The sequence below is a fragment of the Spirosoma jeollabukense genome (genome assembly GCF_054777855.1).
Window position 1 is genome coordinate 90,387 of record NZ_BAAHAD010000005.1, and the last position, 22,858, is coordinate 113,244.

The following is a 22,858-nucleotide window of genomic DNA, read 5'->3' on the forward strand; positions in this document are numbered from 1 at the left end:
CCTATCGATTCAACTATGGCTACTACTAAAAGATCCTGGAAATTCTGGGTATCACGAACGTTGCTGCTCATGTTGCTGATTGGCTCAGTATGGCTTATCAACCTGATCTGGTTTACCCCGTTCAGTATCCGGCAGTTCTATGACCGCGAATTTATAAAGTTAGCTTTGCGTAGTCCGGAAATCGTTACAACACTCGGCATTCCGGTGCTGTACGATCTGACCAAAGACGAGTGGGACGATGTATCTGACACCCGCCTGCGGAGCGATTTTCAGAAAACTAAGGACACCTACGCTACACTTCAGTCGTACGACTTCGGGAGTCAGTCCAAGGCCAACAAGCTGAATACGAAAATATTTGGCTGGTACATAAAAAGCGAACTGGACAGGGAGCCGTTTTTTTATCATGATTACCCGCTCAATCAGATGTTTGGCGTGCAAAACGGGATGCCCAGCTTACTTGTTACCCATCATAAGTTGAAAAGTGAAGGGGATATTAAGGCCTATATGGCCCGCTTGTCTGGATTCGAAACCAAGTTTAATCAGGTACTGGAGTGCCTCAAAATCAGGGAACAACGGGGTATTGTGCCGCCAAAGTTCGTGATTAAACGCGTACTGGATGAAATGAAAGGCTTTATTGGCGGAGGGGTTGGCAAGAACATACTCTACACCAATTTCAACGAGAAGATAGCCAAGCTAGACGGCTTGTCGACCGAAGAGAAAGCGGCCTATGCTAAACAGGTGGCCGATAAAATTCAAACGTCCGTATTCGGAGCCTATCAAAAACTGATTGCCTATAACGAAGGGTTGTATGCCAGAGCAACCACCGATGACGGCGTCTGGAAACTGCCCAACGGCGATGCCTATTATCGGTATCGGTTGCGGACCAACACCACAACGGAGCTAAGCCCGGAGGAAGTCCATCAGATCGGCTTGCGGGAAGTAAGTCGGATCAAAAAAGAGATGTGGGCCATTCTGACAAGCGAAGGCTATACCGATACGACCAAGTCGATTGGGGCCGTTGTTCAGGGCTTGAGTAAAGAATCCCGTTTTCTGTTTCCCGAAACGCCCGCTGGAAAAGAGATGGTTCTGGCCGAATACGCCCGCATTATCAACGTAGCGGGTAAAGAACTGGACGCGGCCTTTGACATCCGCCCGAGGGCCGCGATTACCGTAGAGCGAGTGCCTGCCTTCAAAGAAGCGGGTATGGCCATAGGGAGTTATAACCTCCCTGCCATGGATGGGTCGAAGGGCGGTATATTTTTTGCCAATGTCCGAAAGGTTTCTGAACACCCGAAATATGGCATGAAGACGCTGGCCTATCACGAGGGCATTCCTGGCCATCATTTTCAGTTGGGTATTCAGACGGAGCTGAAAGAGCTGCCCATTTTTCGCACCATTATTCCGTTTACAGCCTACGCCGAAGGCTGGGCGTTGTATAGCGAACAACTTGCTTATGAACTGGGCTTTTACAAAAATGACCCGTTCGGGAATCTGGGTCGCTTACAGGCCGAAATGTTTCGGGCCGTTCGGTTGGTGGTCGATACGGGCATTCACTACAAACGATGGACGCGGGAAAAGGCCATCGATTATATGACAGCCAATACAGGCATGTCCGATGGCGAGGTGGTTACTGAAATCGAACGATACATTGTTATGCCGGGGCAAGCCTGTGCTTACAAGATTGGGATAATGAAGATTTTAGCGCTGCGCGAAAAAGCAAAACAGGCACTCGGTCCCAAATTTGATTTGAAGCAATTTCATCGGGTCGTTTTAATGAATGGATCGGTGCCGCTGTCTATTCTGGAAGAAAACATTGACGCCTACATCCAGCAGGAAAAGTGAGTAAGTCCGGCACGTAGCATAAAGGTAGTTAGCCCACGCTCGGTTTATGAAATAACACAATCGAAATGCCTTGATACCTAGGATACTATGCCTATATTCGGCCTGGTTATCAACGTATTCTTAAAACTAACCTCTACGAACATGAAAAAGACGTATTCCGTACTGGCGCTTGCCTTAGCCGGACTTGTGCTGCTGGCAACAACGACTCGTTCGCCCAAAAACAAGTATGGATTTGTAACCGGAACGCCCGGCATTAAATCAATCAATGCCATGACGTTCGGCCCGGCCGGGGTCCTGTTCATTGGGGATGGAAAAAGCGCGACGGTTTTTGCGGTCGACACTAAAGATGCGGCAATGAATGAAAAACCCAGCGCCGTTGAAATCAAAAACATTGATCAGAAAATTGCGGCTCTTTTAGGGACCGAAGTGAGTAACATCACCATTCAGGACATGGCCGTTAATCCGGCTTCAAAAAATGTGTATTGTGCCGTGCAGTCTGGCGATGGGACGCCGGTTTTACTCAAGATTGAAGGCGATAAAATTACCAATGTATCACTGAAAGAAATCCCGTTTTCAACTATTGCATTGACGAACGCGCCTGCCGAAGATGCCAAAGGCCAGCGCGGTGAATCACTACGTATTGCGTCTATTTCGGATATGGGTTTTGCCGATGGAAAAGTGATGGTCAGCGGCTTGTCGAATCAGGAATTCGGTTCTACGTTCCGCAGCATTCCGTTTCCGTTCACGAACGTTCAGGATCAGGCGTCGCTCGAAATTTATCATGCGGCCCACGGTAAATACGAAACAATGGCGCCCATCAAGACCTTTACGACAACCGACATAAAAGGCAAAAAGTACCTGGTGGCCAGCTACACCTGTACACCGCTGGTTCTGTTTCCGCTCGATGAGTTGAAGGCTGGAAGCCACGTAAAAGGACGTACCGTTGCCGAAATGGGCAGTGGTAACCAGCCGATTGACATGGTTACGATGAAAAAAGGCGATGAATCCTATTTGATGATGGCCAATTCGAGCCGTCCGGTTTTCAAAGTGAAGTACAAAAATATTGAAGCCTATCAGGGTTCACTGACAACGCCCGTGGTTGAAAATTATGCAACCGCCGGGGTGGATTTTGTATCGTTGCCTGTGACAAACGTGATCCAGCTTGACAAACTGGATGACTCCCGCATGGTGTTATTACAACGTCGATCAAACGGGAATCTTGATCTCTGGACTTCCAATGACCGGATGTTATAAACCTTTCGGAAAAATCTTGATCAGGTTATGCGCTACGTATGGCCTGATTTTTTTTGTTTCCGGGCTTTTTCCTGCCTGTCAGTCTTCGGAAGATGCTGAAATCACCATCCGTTGGGAGGATAAGCGCGCGGTGGGTATTTCTATTCCCAACCAGTTTACAAAGTCCATCCCGGCCGATTCGCTGGAGCAACGGCTGGCGGTGCGGCTGGCCGATCAGAACACGGCTATTTTAGGTAATTACAAACGGATTGATGACAGTATTATCTTCGAGCCGCTTATTCCGTTTACGCGGGGCCTGCGCTACGTTCTGTGGCTAAAAAATAAACGCCTGAGCGAAATTACCATTCCCGGTCTGTCCTCGGGCGACAAGCCGGCTTTGCTGGCGATCTACCCGTCTGGCGATTCCCTGCCGGACAACCTGTTGAAAATCTACCTGCATTTTTCGCGCCCCATGCGGGAAGGACAATCGCAGAAATACGTATCGCTGGTAAAAAACAAGACTGATACGTTGCCCGGTGTATTTCTCGATCTGCAACCGGAGCTCTGGAACGCCGAACGGACCATTCTCACGCTGTGGCTCGATCCCGGACGTATCAAACGCGATCTGCAACCCAACAAACGATTAGGAGCTCCTTTACAAAGGGGTGAACAGTATCAGCTAGTCGTTTCGGCTGCCTGGCCCGATCAGCAGGGAGCCACGTTGGCGAAGACGACAACCAAAACGTTTTCGACGGTGCAGCGGGACAGTCTGTCGCCAGTGCCCGCGCGATGGCGGATTAACCAGCCACGAACAGGCAGTGGGCAGCCGCTGGACGTAGCGTTTGGCGAATCGCTCGATTACAATTTACTGACCGAAACGCTGCACGTCTTGGACCAAGACAGGAAAATCGTTTCAGGGAAATGGCAACTGGCAGACAGCGAAAAACGAGGCTTGTTTATCCCCAGCGAAGCCTGGAAAGGGGGTCTGTACAGGTTGCGTATTGAGAGTCGGCTGGAAGATCTGGCGGGCAACAACCTCAACCGCCCGTTCGACCGAAACATAACCGGCAAGAACCGCCCGGTATCAACTCAGCCATTCGTGGAACTTCGCTTTAATGTGCGTTAGTAAATGGACATAAGTACACGCTTACGAAAACGTATAAACAGCATCTTATTGACAACTTGAATTTTCCCCTACTTGAACTTTAACGTAATAGCAGTTTTTTCGTGGTTATAAATCATACAGGTTATGAAAACACATGAACAGTTAGTCGAAGAAGTTTACAACAATTTGAGCTTTCGGAGTGAGTTTGTTAGCTACGCTAGATTGAGGTCTACGCTTAAAACAGAGCAACAAAGTAGACCCAAAGCGCCGTTTGCGCCAAATCCGGTCGGCGTCAGCTTTATTGCGTATCGTGACTTACTGACAAAACCTAACGTTGAACTAGATTCGCCACTTGTGGTAAAATGTAAACGCGGCATAGCGTTTCTATATTCTTCGCTTTTTAGGGCCCTGTTAGCCGCTCATAAATTAAAGGCTGAAGAAACCAGACGGCTAATAGTTGCCGTGGCGGATCGGTACGCACAAAGTTCAAATCGAAGTTAGGGACAACGCCCATTTTAAGGTATGCTGACGCTCAAAAAAATAGAAATTTATCAGTACTACAATGGCGACATAGATGCTTGGGCTCGCTCCGGTTCAAAAAAGGATAAAGCAACAATGGCCAATAGTGATTGGATAATAATAGATAGTCTTCTACAAGACTTACTACTTATGGAGTCAGGGCTTACATCTGAACAGTTTAAAGCAGTATTTGAGGAAAGACTACGACAAGAGGGGGTTGATCAACCCTTGAGAAATAAGCTAATTGGGCTTATGAGGAAAAGATAAACATCTGTCATAACGCTTTGCTTTTTTATATAGAGTGACGTAGTGTAACCTAACGTAATGACTTCTTTGCGATGTAGACAACCTCCGGCCATTCTGGCTATTACAAGAGACAAAGTTCTGCGCTCGACAAACTGAACCATAGTGAATCTAAATAGGGTAATTCGAAAACCATTAGGACCAGGCTCGTTATTACTAACAAGCCTGACTCCTAACATACATGGCACTTAAGTAAACGAGGATACTTTCTCTTCAGGTACGATTTACTCGTTTCGCAAACTTTTTACGGGATTTATGAAGGCGGCTTTGATGCTTTGGAAACTGATTGAAGACGATTATTTATACTTACAGAATCATTCACTATAGGCTTATGCCAGTCATTCGGATTCGCCATTCGACCATTTGGGTGCTTGCGCCGAAGTGCGAAGCGGTTTGATCAATTGTTAAACCTAACTGTGCTGCCCATTGCATAGCGCGACGAGGAATTTGCAGACAGCTTCCTAAGTAATCGGCTTCCTGTTCGTGCTGACTGTTTTTGCTAATCGTACTGGTTATTGCATTATACCGTCCATATGGATGTTTGAGCAATACATGGGCTAGCTCATGCATAAGGTCAGACTCTCTCCTTGCTAGACTATGATCTGGGCGATAAATAATCATTGGCGGATTTGCACCAAAAAGCATTGCTGACCAGTTCTGGGCATCCATCAATTCAATGAGCACGGCTCCATCAACTCCAGTCTGTTCAGTAGATTGAACACGAATCCCCAGCATGTTTACTAAATCGATGGCGGGCAGTGGATCAAAGGCCAATTTGTTGAGTAAGTAACGCTGCTCAGTGGCAATAGCCTCGCATCGTTGCCGGAAAGCAAAGCTCAAACTGTTGGTGGGCATCAGTTAGACTCTAGCGGATTAGGATTACCTGTTAAACTTTGATAGGCCGCTTTTATTACGGTAGCCAAGGTTTTAGCAGTTGCAGCGTCTAAATTTCTATTGGAGCGTAACAATAAAGCGACCTCTTCTAAAGGATTTGTCTCTTTACTAGCAGTCTCCTCTTCTTTTCTTAATAATTCATCCGGTGCTACCTGTAACCAGTCGCAGATTAGTAAAAAAGTAGTAAGGTCGGGCGCCTTACCATTTTCGACCCGCGACAGTGTCGAAGGACTTACCTCACCTATTTCATCGGCTATATCACGCAAACCTCTCCCAGCCCGTTTTGCACGGAGTAATGTCGCCAGCCGGTCAGCATCCAATTGATACGCCATAAAATTCTACTGTTTCACACAAAAAAAACTCATTTCATTGTTGACACAAAGAAAATAATCCGTTTTATTTGTAATACGATTGATGCACAAAGGAAACATTCGCTCTATTATGCCACAAACAATCTTATTTGATAAGCTTTTACTTGGCTTGTTTGAGCTAACCGATAAGCAACGGCAGTCGCCTTATCCCTACCCAGTTTTATTTCAACAAGTCTGTCAACGTCTTGCGTTACAACTGTCAACTAGCGCTCCCCGAACGCTTCAAGGTTGGCTCAATTTGTTTCATCAACCTATACAGTCATGGTGGCCAGCCAACTATGTATTACCACAAGAATTTGCATCGACAGATTCTTTACTGGTACAGAACCGACCGTCAGACGAAGCAGTCGCTTACTACTATTCTGTACTAAGCGAAATAGACGCTACTGCTTCACCCATGTACACAGCAGTAGGTGTAGAAAATCGCCTATTTAGATCGCTTTATCTTAATTTAAAAGATGCCTATCGAGACGAATTGAATGCTGAACAGCGGGAGCAGATTCAGCAGGAATACGTCCAATTACGCCGTTTTTTAATCGAATCACCAATTACTACGACAAATACTATCCGCAGGAAATTCTGGTCTGGCAAGTACGTGACATTTCCCAAGGTTAGCGATTTCTATGAACCATGTAATGACGGGCAAACTCAATGGTCTTGTCATCATTGTGGACCGTTGCATTGGGAAGGAAATGCCTTGGTAGGTATTAGGCAAAGTATCTGTAATTATCACCCAACCGAAGCTGAACACATTTGGCAAGAGTCTAGTGAACGAGAGCCTATACTCCGCATACGAACAGGAATCCATGTTCGTACTTGCTTTCCAGGCTTACCTGAGCTTTTTCTTTTCAACCAATTATATAAGCGCCAACAAGAGCGGCCCGGCCTAATGAAGGCGGTTGAGCTCTGGCCAGGGGTTGATCAATATGACATACGAATCGAATTTACGAGCGGAATGGCTTGGGCAATTGATGTAAAAGATTACCAGCATCCACAGCGATTACTACCTGAACTCAAGGTACTTGACGGTCGTAACGACTTAGATTACCGTGCTGCGTTTTATGTAATCCCTGACCGATGGATTGAAAATAACCCACATTACCTGCCTTTGTTGAAAAGCAACACAGATTTACCAGCCAGCCATAACATTGTCAGTAGTAGCCAACTGCTTGAGCGCCTTGATATTCACTTGAAATCTATTCGTAAACCACGCCGAAAACCATGAACTTTTTACCACTATTTGACCCACCTGCGTGCTTCACGGCCCGGATTGACGAACTTGTAAACGACGAGGTTTTGTCCAAAACGGAGGCTTACTCATTATTACGTACTGAATTAACATTTGCATTGGCCGAGCGACTAGGTTTTGCTGATGAACCTGTAACAATATTCTGGGCGCTCCTGGGCGCATCACCTTTGTTTGAATCACGACTACAACGGCTCACTGAAGAGGATCGCACCGCTTTAGATAATGTTCGTCAGATTGTTCCCTTTTCGGCTAAATCGGCATGGCTAAATGAATTACGAAGGTATCAGGAATTACCTGACGAATTGCGAGGCTATGAATTCGAACTTGACTCACCCGGCCCCACACTTCTTACTCACGCCCGACGTTCAGGAAGCTATCAACACCATATCCATTTGACCATCTACGAGCAATGTGTGGTTTCTCGGCTTGACTATCACCGCCAAACTCCTCCTAGCCTGGCTGTGGCTAACGTTTCTTACTATTTCAAAACCCATGTTCAAGCGACCTCATCCGAAGGAGTCCTTAGGCATCAAATTGTCGAAGCTAATGTAAGCTTTCCCGCAGACTTGTTGGATCAACAACTTCCACTACCAACAAACTGGTTAACTATCCCTGGTGAACGAGGTTCATTTCGAGTGTCCGTTACATCTTTACGGGCCGTAGCACAACGAATTGATCAGCGTGAACGATTACTAGCAACACGCTATGGGTATTCACCATCTTCTACTTCCTGGTCTGAACGTCTGGATCGATTGACGTTGCAAATAGTTAGGGAAAAAACTCTTGAGGAAGCCGAATGGTTGACCCTAGATGGCTTTACGCACATAGCGGGCATGGTTGCTTCGGGTAAATCAACACTAGCTATGCTTTTGGCTGCTTATATAGTTGAGCAAGCATCAAATCAGCGGCTAACATTAGTGGTAGGCGATGTTCAGTCAGCTCTTCGACTTGCGAATCAACTGAATTACTGGTTCTTAGATATACCTGAAACGGACACACCAATAGCAGTGCCGTTACTGGGACGTAACAGCCGCCAAGCTCATTGTAAAGGATTTTACTCATCAGAAGAGTATCAACGTCACCAGGCTCGCCATCAACCACATTGGGCAGAGCGTTGGATTAGCCCGCTTTGCCCATTACAAAGTTGCCTCCCTGACAATGTGATCGCTGAACGTTTCAATGGCGGTGTCTTCGTTCCTGGCACAGAACCTTGTCGGCAGTTACACAAAATGGTTAAACCGAAACCTAAAAAAGGTGGGTCAAATAATAAGCCAGAAGAACTACCTGAGAAAAAGGTAAGTGCTTGCCCATTCATAGCAAACTGCCCGCAATATCAACTTTATCGCGATATGCCAACGGCCGCTATCTGGATTACTACGCCTGGTGCAATGGGTATTAGCCCGTTACCAGTTCACTGGGATAACCGACGTCTTAGACTAGGCGAGTTGATTCACGAACAATCCGATGTGGTGATCTTTGATGAAGCCGATACCATTATTAAATGGTTTGACGATCAGTATGCTCAAGAGGTGAAGCTTACAGGTGGAGCAAAAGGCCTACTCGATAAGATCACAGTGCCAACAGAGGAATATGCCATCCAATACCGTACAATGGCCCGCGCATCACGCACACAGCGTTGGAGTGGAGCCGAGCGTTCAGGACAACAGTTGGTTACATCAGTATTGACCTTGCTCGACTCAGTCAATGACAAAGCCAACAATGATATTTTAACAAAATGGATCGCTAGACGACAATTTACGCCACAAACACTTTTCTACCGTTTAGCTAGGCGCATAGCTGGATTAAGAGAAGTGGACGGATCAGACGTTTCGCAAGCTATCCGGCAGGAACACGAACAACGTACATCGGAAGTTATGAGCGTTTTCAACGTACTTCTGGAAGCGGAAGAGTTAACGCGCGTATCAGGGAATCAGGCTGCGGCTGCTTTGTCAATGATTTTATTACGCATCGACGCGACTGGAAATAACGCTTTGAACCCAGTTATAAGGCAAGATTGTCGATCGTGGATTCTTGAGCATTTTCCGCAAACTTCAGCTCGATTGGACAAGTTGCGAGAACAGATACGTAGTGAATCTCAAGAAAATTTATCGAATGTGTTTACAGGGAAAGACGTTGATACGATTGACAGTCTAGCTTATCGACTTCAGTTTGTTCTGACTATCACGTTGCTTGATAACCGGGCCAGAATTATTTTTTATGAGTGGGACAGTCGTCCCGACTACGCTACACTTCAAGGCACATCACCCAATTATCATAGTAACACATCTATGCAGACAATCCTTCCTGTGCCTTTAACCGGACGACAGTTTGGTACATATTATGCACGTGGCGAGGGGAATCAGAGCTTAAGTTTGTTTGCCTATACTAATATCGGCCGGTGCTACGTCCTGAATTTTCATAACCTGCTTACGTCTTTGACGGGACGACGCGGTTCTAACGTACTAGCTTTATCAGGTACGTCGTACCTACCCGATTCAACAGCTTTTCATGTTGGCCGTCCTCATTACGTACTTCTCCCTCATAAGGAAGACAATGATGCTATTGCCGAGAGTCTTTTCGCATTTCTACCACAGTATGACACAAATAATAAACCGATTCGCATTTCTGGGACTGGGCAGTCAAAAGTACTGAGCCGACTAGAACAAATGATTGGACAACTCGCTGGAGCGAATGGTCGCGGGCATCTTGGTCAGATGCTTGAAAGCCTAAAACAGGCAGGGAAGCTACCTGATAATCAGAAAAATTACACTTGGGATGACCGAGACCGCTTACTTTTATTCGTCAACTCCTATGAACAGGCTAAATGGGTCGCCGATAAATTACGACTTCAATGGCCCGACCAGCAGAGCATGATCAAATACCTTGTAGCAGACAACGACGAGCAGACCTCGGAAAATGAAGTTTCACTAACAAAAGCGGACAAAGTTTTCACCGTTCGGCGCGCCGATATCGAACAATTTGCCCGATCTGGTGGCCGGGTGCTAGTGGCTCCGCTAAGTGCAATTGGGCGAGGGTTCAATATCTTGAATACGAACGGCAAAGCAGCTTTTGGAGCCGTTTATTTTCTGACGCGCCCCTATCCACATCCGCATGACACGCAAGCCATTGCTCAGGAAGTTAACCGACGTTCCCTCGACTGGCAACATAAGGCTGATTTTGCGGCCTGGCAAACAGATGGATTGGCCGGGCGCGCCGAAGCCGCACGCCGATTGGCGACACGATACTGGCAATTGGTTGAAAGCCGGCAGTATTACAGTATGCTGTTTGACAATGAAGAATTGCTCTGCTACCCTCGCAAAGATTTGGCGGCTACTACACTGGGTTATATTATTCAAGCCGTTGGCCGGTTACTACGGGGAGGGGTTCCGTTTCGGGCATACTTCGTTGATGCGGCCTGGGGGCCTATTAATGCCAAGACGCCGGGTGTGGCAGATACACCCAAAACCAGCTTACTAACGGCCATGATTCAACTACTGGCAGACTATGTAGCCGGAGATGCTAAAAACGCAGAAGAGATGATTTGCCAACCGCTATACGGTCCGTTGGCTACTGCATTAGTAGATAATATTGTTAATTTTCAATGGGCACCTGATAAACCAACCACACACCATGATTAATTCTGACATTACTTTAGCTCGCTATACCGTATCGCCGGAAGTGATTCGAGATTTGCACGTCGAGACGCTTTTATTCGACCCTAGTTATCAGCAGGCAATCGCTACGTTTAGACAGGCAATCAGCACATCCCAGCGAAAACAAGCCCCTCCGTTACGCCGTTTAAATAATGCTTTATTAGCTTGTGCGCCTACATTAACACATGGTTTTGAATGGTTTAATGCTGACAACCATAGGGCTGTCGTAGTCGGTACGAATGGTGTATTACATCGCCCAGAACTAGCTGATTTACATCCGCTTATTAATATTTGGGGACAACACTGGGTTGACACCTTGCCGCAACGGGTGAAGAAAAAAGCTGATTATAGTAAACGATTTCTTGACTCACTAAAAGAACTACCCAAGCAAGCTTCCTGGCGAACAATTAAGCCGGAGTTGTTAGTACTAAACCCCAGTCACGAAAATGGTTTGGTTTATCAAGCAGTCCCCGCTTTACTGGCTTCGTTACTTCATGAGAAGACCATTAACATTGGCGACGGACAACAAATCAAGTGGCGTCGGGTTCAGGGTAATAGTGGCGACCGCACTGGCCTGTTTGTAGTAAGTCAACCTTTTCAAGCCACATACATTCATGAAGATAAAAAGACTGGCGCAACTACTACACGCGGTGGTTATTTTGCATATCGACTCGACTTCATAGTACAGACGCAAGCTGGACGTACCTATGCAGACGGTAATTTGAAACCTTGGGTTTTCTTAAAATTAAGTTGCCAACGATATGCACATGAACGATTGGATAATGGAAATTTTAACCGAAATACATCTATATTAGTTGGAATCGGCACCGGACGTATTACGACCTATCCGTTCGACGGAACACTTGTGCGTCTACCCGTAACTCACCATCGTGATACAGACCATCTTTGTTGGGGTGAATATTTACCTGAGTTGTTGGAGGGAGTAGGCGGCCGTAAACTGGTTGGACCAGAACTCGTTCATAATAATCCTGACCGATTTGGAGTTAAAGGCAACACTACGGACCGTTTTGGTGATGAATATCTTCTTGTACATGCAGAAGGTTACAAATATCATAATCGAAATCACGGCATTAAAACTGGTTTTCATCTTGATGAGCGGCACGCGATTATACAAGCAGTTATTGAACAGTTAGATGGGTTACTACAACCAGATAGTCAGTTACCTGCCGATATATCTGCACCTATTGGGTTCTCCGCATCAGCGGCTATGTTGCCATTTAACAAGTATAGGGAAGAGCTTGCCACCCGGCGAGACCGAAAATCGCCAGCTCGCCAGGCCGGCGACGGACCTTTACAAACGTTACAGCAACGACTAGCTGTAAACTTACCTCAATCTCCAATTTCAGTTCTAGTCGTCTGTCAGGAGAACAGCACCCGTTGGTTACTGCATCAGCAACTGAAACGGATGCTACTTATTAATGAAGGGGACACATATCCAGCTTGGCTAAACGTGGTTGACGTACATATCACGAACAGCCAACTACTTTCTCTTTATAATAAAGACATTACTGACCCACTTTATAAAGATAACACAGCTCTGTATTTTCTAAAACAGCAGCGCGAGAAAAAGGCATTATGGATTGAATTTCTCAAACCGTATGTACTAGCAAATGGAGCCATAAATCTTGCACTTGTCGAGATTAATTATCAGGTAAGAAAAGGCATCGATCCGCGTCAGCAACCAAAAGGAGCTATTCGTGAAGCCTGTGCACAACTAAATATAGCGTCACAGTGTATCAAAAAAGTGAAGGAATTTAAGAATAATAAGGCAGAAACTGGTGATTTAGTACGTGCTCAATTGAGTCTGTTTGATCTTGTACTGCGTCAAACCGGTACCCTTCTGGGAGCGCCATCTGATATTTATAAGCAAGCTGGCTTATCGGATGAAGCAGCTAATAAACTTGATTTGATCGCATTATACCGGCATCAAACCAATGCTAAATCAGACATACCCAAAACGCATCTTGCTGTAGCCGTTCGACTTCGGGTGACGGGAGAAGTAGACGTATGTCTACCAAGCCAACCTAATCAATGGATACCTTATGTCGAAGCTGGACCAACCATTGGGCGTATGCTGGCAGAGAAACGGGCAGAGTGGCATAATGCGCCCGATAAGAATGCCTTGAATCTGACTAATAGTCAATTAGCTGAATTTGCTGCTCAAGTAGTAACGGCTCAACATGAACGTCCAACTGTCGTCATGATAGAAGCTGATGTTTGGCGAAATGGCAGCGGCTCAGATCCTCGTTATCATATTTGGCCGCAGCTTAAAAATGAGGAGTTAACGTCAAAACGTGATATTCTGGACTTTACTCATATAGCCAATGTGAGCGTTAAGGGTAAGTATTTGCGTCACGATAGCAGGCTAACTAATTTGCTGGGTGTTATCCGGCTACGTATGGGTAATGAAACACCACAATACATACCAACAACCGATGATGAGTCTCCCGCCCGCAACTTTACTGAGTTAAGTGGATTTCTGGATCAAACTAATCCTAATCTGTGGCATTATTTTTCTGTGGGTAAACTACCAACCCCACAAAAGGCACAGAACACTGAAGTTAGCGCAGGATTGTATAAGTTAGAAACTCGTTATGATGATAAAGGTAAAGCGATAGCAGGCGCCAACTTGGCTATTAAGCACCCGCAAGTGGTTGAATTAGTGCCTTTTTTTATTCGTCAGGATTTTCAGTCCGACGAATTATTTTTAGCCTTATGCCGAGTTGTGCACTACCTACGCTCGTCTCCCAACTGGGCGATGGGCAACACTGTGCTACCATTTCCATTACATCTGGCGCAATGCTTGTTAGACGACCAGCTATGTATATTGGGTATTATTGATTGAACTAACAAAAGCAAGCAATTCACTTTATGTATTCACCGCGTTACTTTACTGCATTATACTCTGGAAGCTAGTTCGATGCTAATACGTTCTAACAAGCGATTACACTCTACTAAGATCCAATACCAACCGGGTAGAAAAATAATTGTAGTTTTGGATATGGATAAGCAACATACATTACGATCAATTTTTGTTAGTGGCTTCCGGTCAATTCAGAGCGTCGATCTGCCGATTCAAAATCTAAATATACTGATTGGACAAAACGGCGCGGGAAAGTCGAATTTTATTGAAGTATTTCGCTTTCTTCATGAAATAATCGACCAACGTTTACAAGTTTATACCGCTGTGAAAGGCGGAGCCGACAAACTGCTACACTACGGGAGCCGGGAGACGAAAGAGATTAATATTCATTTGTTGCTTAGTGATGCTCATTATAGAATTGATCTAATTGCTGCTGAAAGCGATCGATTAATTATTGAAAATGAAGATGTTTTTTCGGCTGTTTACAATAGGGCTGGTGACTTAGCTGGTGAATCACTCTCGGAGGGGAGTAGAGAATCAGGATTAATTAAAAACGAGTATTGGATTAGTCGGATGGTTCAAGAGGCTCTGGATGACTGGCGTGTATATCACTTTCATGATACGAGTGCTGAAGCTCCTGTTAAGAAACTAAGTGATATAAATGACACCGCATTTTTACGCGCTGACGCTGGTAATCTGGCTGCTTTTCTAGGGTACATGCAACAAAAATCACCGAAACATTACGAGCGTATTATTAATACGATCCAACTGATGCTGCCTTTTTTCAGGGACTTTGTGTTTCGGCCTAACCCATACAATGAGCAGAAAATCCTGCTGGAATGGCAAGACAATCAGTCGGATATGCGCTTTAATGCAGGTGATCTATCCGACGGATCGCTACGGTTTATTTGTCTGACAACATTACTTTTACAGCCTAAGCTCCCCAACTTGATTCTTCTGGATGAACCCGAGCTGGGGCTGCATCCCACAGCACTGGCTTTATTGGCCGGTTTGCTAAAAAAAGCTGCGTCGCGCACACAGGTTATCGTGTCAACCCAAAGCGTTAATTTGGTCAATGCGTTCACACCCGATGATATTATCGTTGTGGATCGAGAAGATGGCCATTCCACATTTCGGCGGTTACAGACTGAAGCACTGTCTACTTGGCTCACCGAGTATAGCCTGGGCGATCTATGGGAGAAAAATGTAATAGGCGGTACTCCATGATTCGATTAAATGTTACGGCCGAAGGGCATGCTGAAGAACAATTCGTTAACCAGATTCTGCGTCCACATCTACTTCCATTAGGCATCTATGCTGATGTGCGTCGACTACGTACCAGCAAAGGCCATCGAGGAGGTTATACCAGTTTTGGAAAGGCAGAGTTCGACATAAGGCAGTGGCTTAGCGAAGATCCTACTGCCTGGCATACGACTTTAATTGATCTGTATGGCTTGGATAACCAGTTTCCGGCTTTCGATGAAACTCGATTACTACGTTCATACGACCGTGTTGCCCAACTCGAACAGGCACTTGAAGAACGTATTAACCACTATCGGTTCATTCCGTATTTACAACTTCATGAGTTTGAAGCGTTACTTTTTGCTGATCCAGCGCACACCGAGAGCTGGCTTCAACTCGATCATCCTGAATTGCCTACTGGTAGCTTAGCACCGATAAGACAGGCATACCAGACACCTGAAGAGATTAATGATAGTCCACATACAGCTCCGTCGAAGCGTATTTTATCACTTTGTTCAGGATACAACAAAATCGCAGATGGAATCTTAATATTGAAAGATGTCACGCTACTTGTACTCCGCAACGAATGTCCACACTTTAATGAGTGGATAACGAGGCTGGAAGGCTTGGCGAAACTATAAATATTGGTGTCCACTCCTTATTCACTTCGCAAACTCTTCACGGGATTCACCAAAGAGGCTTTTATACTTTGGAAACTAATTGTTAGGAGAGCGATGCCGATTGCCAGTAGGCCGACCACAGCAAAAAATCACCAATCCATGTTGATTCTGTAGACATACCCCTGTAACCATTGGCTCATGGCGTACCAGGCCACGGGCGACGCCCCGTTAGGCTGTAGCTCCGCCCATTGATGACGCCAAATAACCTTTCTCTTCCAGCCGGTATAAGGTGGCATGGACGGCACTCATCGTAATCGAACGCCCGGTCTGTTGCTGAATATCTTCCCAGATATTGACACCACAGGCATCGACGGTGCAGGCTGCCACTACCAGCAGCACGATTTCTTCAAACTCTCCCAGGAAGGTTCTTCTCATTGTATTAACCGACGGAAATGATTAGTTGTAATTGAGCACAACAAATCCCTTGCCAGAATTTGAAAAGGCTGTTGAAAGCCACCAGGCCCTACTTTAATGCTGGAATATGGGCGGATTCGTTAAAGAATCGGACATCCGTTGTTCACTGGTGGACAAGGTGGGGGCAGTTACCCGAGAGGAAGGCGACACCGGGGGTCAACCCGGCGCAGTGGATTAGCAATTGCTCCGGATCAAAACCGGGTGTTTCCTTGGGATGACTTGAAGATAGATCTTTGTTCAACGTACTTTCGGTGTCCACGAGAGTTCGATCAGATCACCAACGTTTAGTTGGCCCCAGGCCGGATTCGCAGAGCGCAATTCAGTCGTTTCTGTTTCGATAACCCACTGTTGATGCGCTTCGTCAAAGTCGATACGTCGAATACGCTCCCCTAAGGGGGACGTAGTAGAATGAGGTGCTACGTTATTGTAATCAGCTTGAATCTGCCCCTGTACTAACCGAATTACACGATCGGCTAACGCCTGAACGTCGACGTCGTGGTGGCTTACCAGTAGGGTGGTTGTGCCCCAGGTTCGGTGCAGGTCGAGCAGTACCTGACGTAGCGTTTGAGCGGCTGCCGGGTCCAGCGCGGCAAATGGCTCATCCAGTAACAAGAGTTTCGGTCGGCGAACAAGGGCCCGCGCCAAAGCCACCCGTTGACGCTGACCTCCAGATAGGGCCGTTGGTTTTTTGTCGACAAACGAGGTAAGTCCGGTTGAATCAATGAGTTCGTCGACGAGCTGGCGCTGACCGGCAGGCGCGGCATATTGAATGTTTTCGCGCACACTCAGGTTCGGGAATAGCGCCGTATCCTGAAATACGTATCCAATCGAACGTTGCTGGGGCGGCAGGTTAATTTGTTGGCTGGTATCGAACCAGATGGCTCCGATGATGTCAATACGTCCTGTAGGTGGCGTTTCCAATCCCGCCAATACACGTAGTAGTGTCGTCTTGCCTGAACCCGATGGACCAACCACGGCGGTCAGGCTACCGGGCGTCAACGCTAGCTGAAGCTGGAGCGCACCAGTCCCTTCGGCAAACAAACGCGGCATCACAAGATCGATATGGATCATACCGTCACCCGTTTGTTAATGCCATAAACCAGCAGCAAAATAGCGAACGAAAGTCCCAGGAGCAGTGCTGCATAGGCATGGGCTGTTTCGAAATGCAGGAGTTCGACTTCGTCGTAAATGGCGATGGAGGCCACCCGGGTTTGACCGGGCAGGTTACCGCCAGTCATCATCACCAGGCCGAACTCGCCAATCGTATGCGCGAAGGACAGGACGATGCCCGTTAGCAAAGCCGGTTTGCAATTTGGCAGTAATACGCGCCATAACGTTCGCGTGGGGGACTGCCCCAGTGTGTAGGACGCTTCTCGCCAGGAAGCGGGCAAGTTTTCCAGGCCTGCCTGAATGGGGTGTACCATGAAGGGCAGACTATACAACAGCGATGCCACTACCAGCCCCTCGAACGAAAAGACCAGTTGTACATTCACCGTACGTAGCAGCCATCCCCCCAGTCCACTCGTTGGGCTGAAAGCCAGGAGCAGGTAAAATCCTACCACTGAGGGGGGCAATACCAGCGGCAAACTGATAATGGCTTCGACCACGGGTTTGAGCCGGAATCGACTGAGCGCCAGCCAACCCGCCAGCGGTAGACCGATGATCAGCAGGAGCAGGGTAGTGATGCTGGCTAAGCGCAGGGTTAACCAAATGGGTTCCCAGTCGATGGGCATGGGTTGCTAGGTATGAATCAGGATCTGGATGAACGATAGCCAAACTGCTGCAAAATACGGTGGGCAGCCGGACTCTGCAAAAACGCGGTAAACTGTTCGGCAGCTTTCAACTGGCTGGTACGTTTAAGAATCACTACACCTTGCGCAATAGGTGAGTAGCCTTTGGCGGGCAAATCAATCCAGTGCCCTTTTCCTTTCAAACTGGGATCAAGCACGACTGACTTAGCCGTAAAACCAATCTCCGCCGAGCCCGTGAGTACGTATTGATTCACCTGGGCAATACTCTCGCCATAGACCACTTTCGGCTGGACCTTCTCGAGTAATTTCGCATAAGTCAATAAGGACACGGCTGCTTCGCCATAAGGGGCTGTTGCAGGGTTCGCAATAGCAACATGACGAATCTTCTCATTGAGCAGGACCTTCAAATCAGTCGATAACGAAAACTCGCCCAGCGTCCACAATACCAGCGACCCATACGCATAGACAACCGGTGCTGACCTGGTTAATCCCTGCTTATGCAACGTAGTGGGATAGACCATATCGGCCGATAAAAAAACGTCGTAGGGGGCTCCCTGCTGAATCTGCGTGGTGAGCTTGCCGGAAGAATTGACAATGGACTCGATGGTGATACCGGTTTTTTTCTGGAAAGCCGTCCTGAGTTCTTCCATCACGAACTGAGCGTTGGCCGCTACGGCTACCCGAAGTGCCTGTGCCTGCAAACCGGCGGGTAAAAATAGGCAGAGAAGCAGGAGGAGTTTTTTCATAAAGAGGCTATTGGCGTTGAGCCGACTCTGTCACTATCCGTCTTTTGGCTCGAGACCAGCGTTAGCAAAAACAACAGGGCTACAGAAATCTGCCTTGAAAATGGATGAGAAAGTACTGATTGCTTCATTAATAAATTCAGGGAGTGTTTAACGGCCATAATTTCCACATACAAACTGTATACCGCCACTTAAACGAATGAATATTACTCGTTATATTTTGGCAAATATAACGACTGGATTGCATAGTTGGCGCACAAGTGTTGAGGAGTATAAGCCGCATCAGTAGTTGACGGCGTTAATTTACTTTTTAGGTATCTAATCCCTGCTCATTCAATACGCCTTCTTTTGCCTAACTATATGGACCTTTTTCAACTTAAAAAAGCCCCGACTGTTTACGACGCCGTGATTGTTGGGTCGGGAGCGGGCGGTGGGATGGCTGCCTACATGCTGACCAAAGCCGGTGCCAAAGTGCTGCTTCTGGAAGCTGGGGGCTATTTTGACCCCGCCGACCCCAAGTACATTACGCAACTTAAATGGCCGTACGAATCGCCCCGGCGCGGTGCCAGTACAACCCGGCCCGGCGGTGATTTCGATGCGGCCTGGGGCGGCTGGGATATTGAAGGGGAACCTTACTCATCGAAACCGGGTGCTGAATTTCACTGGTTCCGCTCCCGAATGCTGGGGGGACGTACTAACCACTGGGGTCGGATTTCGATGCGCTTTGGGCCCGACGATTTCAGACGCGGTTCAATTTCGGGCGTTGGCGATGACTGGCCGATTGGCTACAACGACCTTAAGCCGTTTTATGACCGTGTCGATAAATTGATTGGTGTTTTTGGCTCAGTCGAAAACTTCCCTAACGAACCGGATGGTATCTTTTTGCCACCTCCCAAGCCCCGTTTGCACGAATTAATGCTGAAAAAAGCTGCCAAAGGAATTGGCGTTCCCGTCATTCCGTCGCGGCTGTCTATTCTGACCCAACCGATCAATAAAGAGCGGGGACAGTGTTTTTACTGCCATCAATGCAATCGGGGCTGTCAGGCCTATGCTGATTTTTCTTCCTCCTCGGTGTTATGTATTCCGGCGCTCAAAACCGGCAATCTGACGCTGCAGAACAACGCGATGGTGCGCGAAGTGCTGACCGATCAGAAAACGGGCTTGGCTACCGGTGTTTCCTACGTTGATACCATTACCATGCAGGAAGTGTCGGTACAGGCTAAAACGGTTATTCTCGGCGCTAGCACCTGCGAATCAGCCCGCCTATTGCTCAACTCCAAATCGGCACGTTTCCCGAATGGATTGGCAAACTCCAGCGGTGTCGTAGGTAAATACCTGAATGACTCAACGGGGGCGTCGCGATCGGGCTTTGTGCCCGCGTTGATGGATCGCAAACGGTACAATGAAGATGGCGTTGGCGGCATGCACGTATTCACACCCTGGTGGCTCGATAACAAAAAACTGGATTTTCCGCGTGGCTACCACATTGAGTACGGTGGCGGTATGGGAATGCCTGGTTATGGTTTCGGCGGAGGAATCGAAGCCCTGAATGGGAAAATACCCGGTCGAGATGGCAAGATGAAACCCGCTGGCGGCTACGGCGCGGGCTTAAAAGATGACGTCCGCCGATTCTACGGGGCGTATATCGGGATGTCGGGTAGGGGAGAGCCGGTGCCGCTGGAAAGCAACTACTGCGAAATTGACCCGAACTCGGTTGATAAATATGGTATTCCAACGCTACGTTTCCATTACAAATGGGCTGATGCCGAGATTAAACAGGCCAAGCACATGCAGGATACATTTGAGGAGATCATTCACGCAATGGGTGGTATTCCGATGGGAAACAAGCCCGGTCCCGAACAGAATTACGGCCTTGCCCCCCCAGGACGTATCATTCACGAAGTGGGTGCGGTCCGTATGGGCAATGATCCGAATAAGTCAGCCCTGAACAAATTCCAGCAGGCCCACGATGTAAAAAATCTCTTTGTGGTCGATGCCGCCCCGTTCGTTTCTCAGGGCGACAAAAACGTTACGTGGACGATTCTGGCCAGTTCGATGCGAACGAGTGAATACATCATTGACCAGGTCAAAGCGAAAAGTATATAAGGTTTATAGTCTTCGGTTTACGGTGGGCTGACGTAGGACAAGTTCGCGTCAGCCCACCGTAAACCGAAGACCATAAACCGTAAACCAAAAATTTATGAAACGAAGAGACACCCTTAAAGCCTTATCGTTCACATCGTTCGGACTAGCCGTTGGGCCGGTTGAAGAAGCCGTTCCAGAACCCAAGCCCAAAATCGTCCCTCCTAAACTACTGGCCGGACGTCAGAAATTTGAAGCTGAGCGCGACACCAAATTGCATGGCGAGAAATTCTTTACACCCGCTGAGTTGCAAACGGTCACGATCCTGAGCGACATTATTATTCCGGCCGATGCCAAATCGGGGAGTGCCTCGCAGGCGGGCGTACCGGCCTTCATCGAATTTATGATGGTTGATCAGCCAGCTAACCAGACGCCGATGCGTGGAGGGCTTCGCTGGCTCAATACCAAGTGTGTCAGTCGCTATGGTGCCCCCTTTGCAAAATGCACAAAAGCACAGCAAATCGATATGGTTGAGCAAATTGCATACCCCGGAAAAGCCACTCCCGATATGACCCAGGGCGTAGCGTTTTTTACCCGGATGCGCAATTTCGTTTTAGGTGGATTTTATACGAGTAAGATGGGGATTGAGGACTTGGGCTACGTTGGTAACGTACCGAACAATTGGGAAGGTGTGCCGACCGATGTGCTGAAACAATACAACTTAAGTTACGACGAGGACAAATAATTGTCTTGCAGTTCTGACTGATTAAATCACAAATACCCCATAAGGTGCTGATTAACCATAATTTAATCGGCATCTTTTGGGGTATTTGTATCTTGATGAATATCTCGTTTAGTCTGGCAAACACAGGGTAATTGTAAGGGTAAATGAGTCGACTGGTAATGAAAGTGAGGTAAAGAAACATTTTCAGGGAATAATTCGTTATTCGATTCCCCCTAAGGAAAATCCCAGTTGGCATGGCTGGCAACTCATTTTTTGATTAGGATGGATGTTTTATTCGAATAAGTGAGTACGTTAGCACCCACTGCCTTTTTTAATTACGTACATGGACGAAACAAAAGAAAATGTTCATCGCTCTGAAACGCAGAGCACCGAACGGATTGCCCACGATTTACCAAAGCGTGACGAATTACTACTAACACCCGACGAACAACGTATCAAAGAAGCCTTTCAGGATCATGACTGGAATGAAATAAAAACGGCCGATTCGTGGGTCATTTTTAAGGTCATGGCTGAGTTTGTCGAAGGCTTTGATAAATTAGCTAAAATAGGCCCCTGTGTCTCGATTTTTGGATCGGCCCGTACCAAGCCCGACAATCCATACTATAAAATGACCGAAGAGATTGCCGCCAAATTGGTACGGCATGGTTACGGCGTCATTACGGGCGGTGGGCCGGGTATTATGGAAGCGGGGAACAAGGGTGCTTTTGAACAGGGTGGCAAATCGGTAGGTTTAAATATTCAGTTACCGTTCGAGCAACATAGCAACATTTACATTGATCCCGACAAGAATATCAACTTCGACTTCTTTTTCGTCCGAAAAGTGATGTTCGTCAAATACGCCCAGGGGTTTGTGGTGATGCCCGGCGGCATGGGAACACTTGATGAACTATTCGAAGCGATGACGCTGATTCAGACGCGCAAAATTGCTCGATTCCCCATTGTGCTCGTCGGACGAGCCTACTGGAGCGGCCTGATTGACTGGATTACCAACGTAATGCTGGGCCAGGAACACAACATCAATGCCGAAGATATGAAGCTCATCAGCATTGTTGATACGCCAACCGAAGCGGTCAAAGTTATTGATGAGTTCTATAATAAATACCTATTGAAGCCTAATTTTTAACGTAATGCGGCTGGAAAATCGCGCA

Annotated in this window: 17 protein-coding genes and 2 pseudogenes; 12 read left to right on the top strand and 7 right to left on the bottom strand. The window is 47.1% G+C overall.

The window, feature by feature from the left end; genetic code table 11:
- Nucleotides 1-15: 15 nt before the first annotated feature.
- The 4 genes from ACYVEA_RS19790 (at nucleotide 16) to ACYVEA_RS19805 (ending at nucleotide 4,966) form a co-directional block, all read left to right on the top strand.
- Entirely contained in the window at nucleotides 16-1,842 is a 1,827-nt protein-coding gene (locus ACYVEA_RS19790) for a DUF885 domain-containing protein (RefSeq protein WP_461115165.1), read from the top strand.
- A gap of 141 nt (nucleotides 1,843-1,983) precedes the next feature.
- Nucleotides 1,984-3,096: a hypothetical protein gene (locus tag ACYVEA_RS19795; RefSeq protein WP_461115166.1), complete on the top strand. Its 1,113-nt coding sequence runs from the start codon at nucleotides 1,984-1,986 to the stop codon at nucleotides 3,094-3,096.
- Between the two features lie 16 nt (nucleotides 3,097-3,112).
- Nucleotides 3,113-4,201, top strand: coding sequence for a hypothetical protein (locus tag ACYVEA_RS19800; RefSeq protein WP_461115167.1), 1,089 nt, complete (start codon nucleotides 3,113-3,115; stop codon nucleotides 4,199-4,201).
- Between the two features lie 501 nt (nucleotides 4,202-4,702).
- On the top strand, nucleotides 4,703-4,966 hold the full coding sequence (locus ACYVEA_RS19805; protein ID WP_461115168.1) for a hypothetical protein: 264 nt from the start codon (nucleotides 4,703-4,705) through the stop codon (nucleotides 4,964-4,966).
- Nucleotides 4,967-5,323: 357 nt separating this feature from the next.
- Here ACYVEA_RS19805 and ACYVEA_RS19810 read toward each other — a convergent pair whose 3' ends face one another.
- Together ACYVEA_RS19810 and ACYVEA_RS19815 are read right to left on the bottom strand one after the other, a co-directional pair.
- Nucleotides 5,324-5,857 (bottom strand): ImmA/IrrE family metallo-endopeptidase, encoded by a 534-nt coding sequence (locus ACYVEA_RS19810; protein WP_461115169.1) that lies wholly within the window; start codon nucleotides 5,855-5,857, stop codon nucleotides 5,324-5,326.
- Complete coding sequence (locus tag ACYVEA_RS19815; protein ID WP_461115170.1) at nucleotides 5,857-6,228, bottom strand: helix-turn-helix domain-containing protein; 372 nt, start codon at nucleotides 6,226-6,228, stop codon at nucleotides 5,857-5,859. The genes ACYVEA_RS19810 and ACYVEA_RS19815 overlap by 1 nt, the downstream gene beginning before the upstream one ends.
- Before the next feature lie 82 nt (nucleotides 6,229-6,310).
- Between ACYVEA_RS19815 and ACYVEA_RS19820 the strand changes: the two genes are divergently transcribed.
- The 5 genes from ACYVEA_RS19820 to ACYVEA_RS19840 all read left to right on the top strand — a co-directional run bounded on the left by ACYVEA_RS19820 (nucleotide 6,311) and on the right by ACYVEA_RS19840 (nucleotide 15,936).
- Entirely contained in the window at nucleotides 6,311-7,492 is a 1,182-nt protein-coding gene (locus ACYVEA_RS19820) for a restriction endonuclease-related protein (RefSeq protein ID WP_461115171.1), read from the top strand.
- A complete protein-coding gene (locus ACYVEA_RS19825; RefSeq protein WP_461115172.1) occupies nucleotides 7,489-11,154 on the top strand; it encodes a pPIWI_RE_Z domain-containing protein in 3,666 nt (1,221 codons plus the stop codon). Before ACYVEA_RS19820 ends, ACYVEA_RS19825 begins: the two co-directional genes overlap by 4 nt.
- Nucleotides 11,147-14,035, top strand: coding sequence for an RNaseH domain-containing protein (locus tag ACYVEA_RS19830; RefSeq protein WP_461115173.1), 2,889 nt, complete (start codon nucleotides 11,147-11,149; stop codon nucleotides 14,033-14,035). The genes ACYVEA_RS19825 and ACYVEA_RS19830 overlap by 8 nt, the downstream gene beginning before the upstream one ends.
- A 156-nt stretch (nucleotides 14,036-14,191) precedes the next feature.
- Nucleotides 14,192-15,280 (top strand): AAA family ATPase, encoded by a 1,089-nt coding sequence (locus tag ACYVEA_RS19835; protein WP_461115174.1) that lies wholly within the window; start codon nucleotides 14,192-14,194, stop codon nucleotides 15,278-15,280.
- Nucleotides 15,277-15,936 carry a DUF4276 family protein gene (locus ACYVEA_RS19840; protein WP_461115175.1) on the top strand — a complete coding sequence of 220 codons (660 nt, stop codon included), beginning with the start codon at nucleotides 15,277-15,279 and terminating at the stop codon, nucleotides 15,934-15,936. The genes ACYVEA_RS19835 and ACYVEA_RS19840 overlap by 4 nt, the downstream gene beginning before the upstream one ends.
- Nucleotides 15,937-15,953: 17 nt before the next feature.
- Here ACYVEA_RS19840 and ACYVEA_RS19845 read toward each other — a convergent pair.
- The 5 genes and pseudogenes from ACYVEA_RS19845 to modA all read right to left on the bottom strand — a co-directional run.
- Nucleotides 15,954-16,139, bottom strand: a pseudogene (locus ACYVEA_RS19845) (ABC transporter permease); the annotation flags it as partial.
- A 7-nt stretch (nucleotides 16,140-16,146) separates the two neighbouring features.
- Nucleotides 16,147-16,350 (bottom strand): annotated as a pseudogene (locus ACYVEA_RS19850) (PadR family transcriptional regulator); the annotation flags it as partial.
- 276 nt (nucleotides 16,351-16,626) lie between these two features.
- Nucleotides 16,627-17,460 carry an ATP-binding cassette domain-containing protein gene (locus ACYVEA_RS19855; protein WP_461115176.1) on the bottom strand — a complete coding sequence of 278 codons (834 nt, stop codon included), beginning with the start codon at nucleotides 17,458-17,460 and terminating at the stop codon, nucleotides 16,627-16,629.
- Nucleotides 17,457-18,122 (bottom strand): molybdate ABC transporter permease subunit, encoded by a 666-nt coding sequence (gene modB, locus ACYVEA_RS19860; protein ID WP_461115177.1) that lies wholly within the window; start codon nucleotides 18,120-18,122, stop codon nucleotides 17,457-17,459. Before modB ends, ACYVEA_RS19855 begins: the two co-directional genes overlap by 4 nt.
- 17 nt (nucleotides 18,123-18,139) lie before the next feature.
- Nucleotides 18,140-18,886 (bottom strand): molybdate ABC transporter substrate-binding protein, encoded by a 747-nt coding sequence (gene modA, locus ACYVEA_RS19865; RefSeq protein WP_461115178.1) that lies wholly within the window; start codon nucleotides 18,884-18,886, stop codon nucleotides 18,140-18,142.
- Between the two features lie 357 nt (nucleotides 18,887-19,243).
- Here modA and ACYVEA_RS19870 point away from each other — a divergent pair, with 357 nt between their 5' ends.
- The 3 genes from ACYVEA_RS19870 to ACYVEA_RS19880 all read left to right on the top strand — a co-directional run bounded on the left by ACYVEA_RS19870 (nucleotide 19,244) and on the right by ACYVEA_RS19880 (nucleotide 22,833).
- A complete protein-coding gene (locus ACYVEA_RS19870) occupies nucleotides 19,244-20,989 on the top strand; it encodes a GMC oxidoreductase (RefSeq protein WP_461115179.1) in 1,746 nt (581 codons plus the stop codon).
- Nucleotides 20,990-21,083: 94 nt separating this feature from the next.
- Nucleotides 21,084-21,710 carry a gluconate 2-dehydrogenase subunit 3 family protein gene (locus ACYVEA_RS19875; protein WP_461115180.1) on the top strand — a complete coding sequence of 209 codons (627 nt, stop codon included), beginning with the start codon at nucleotides 21,084-21,086 and terminating at the stop codon, nucleotides 21,708-21,710.
- 322 nt (nucleotides 21,711-22,032) lie between these two features.
- Nucleotides 22,033-22,833 carry an LOG family protein gene (locus tag ACYVEA_RS19880; RefSeq protein WP_461115181.1) on the top strand — a complete coding sequence of 267 codons (801 nt, stop codon included), beginning with the start codon at nucleotides 22,033-22,035 and terminating at the stop codon, nucleotides 22,831-22,833.
- The last annotated feature ends 25 nt before the right edge of the window (nucleotides 22,834-22,858 follow it).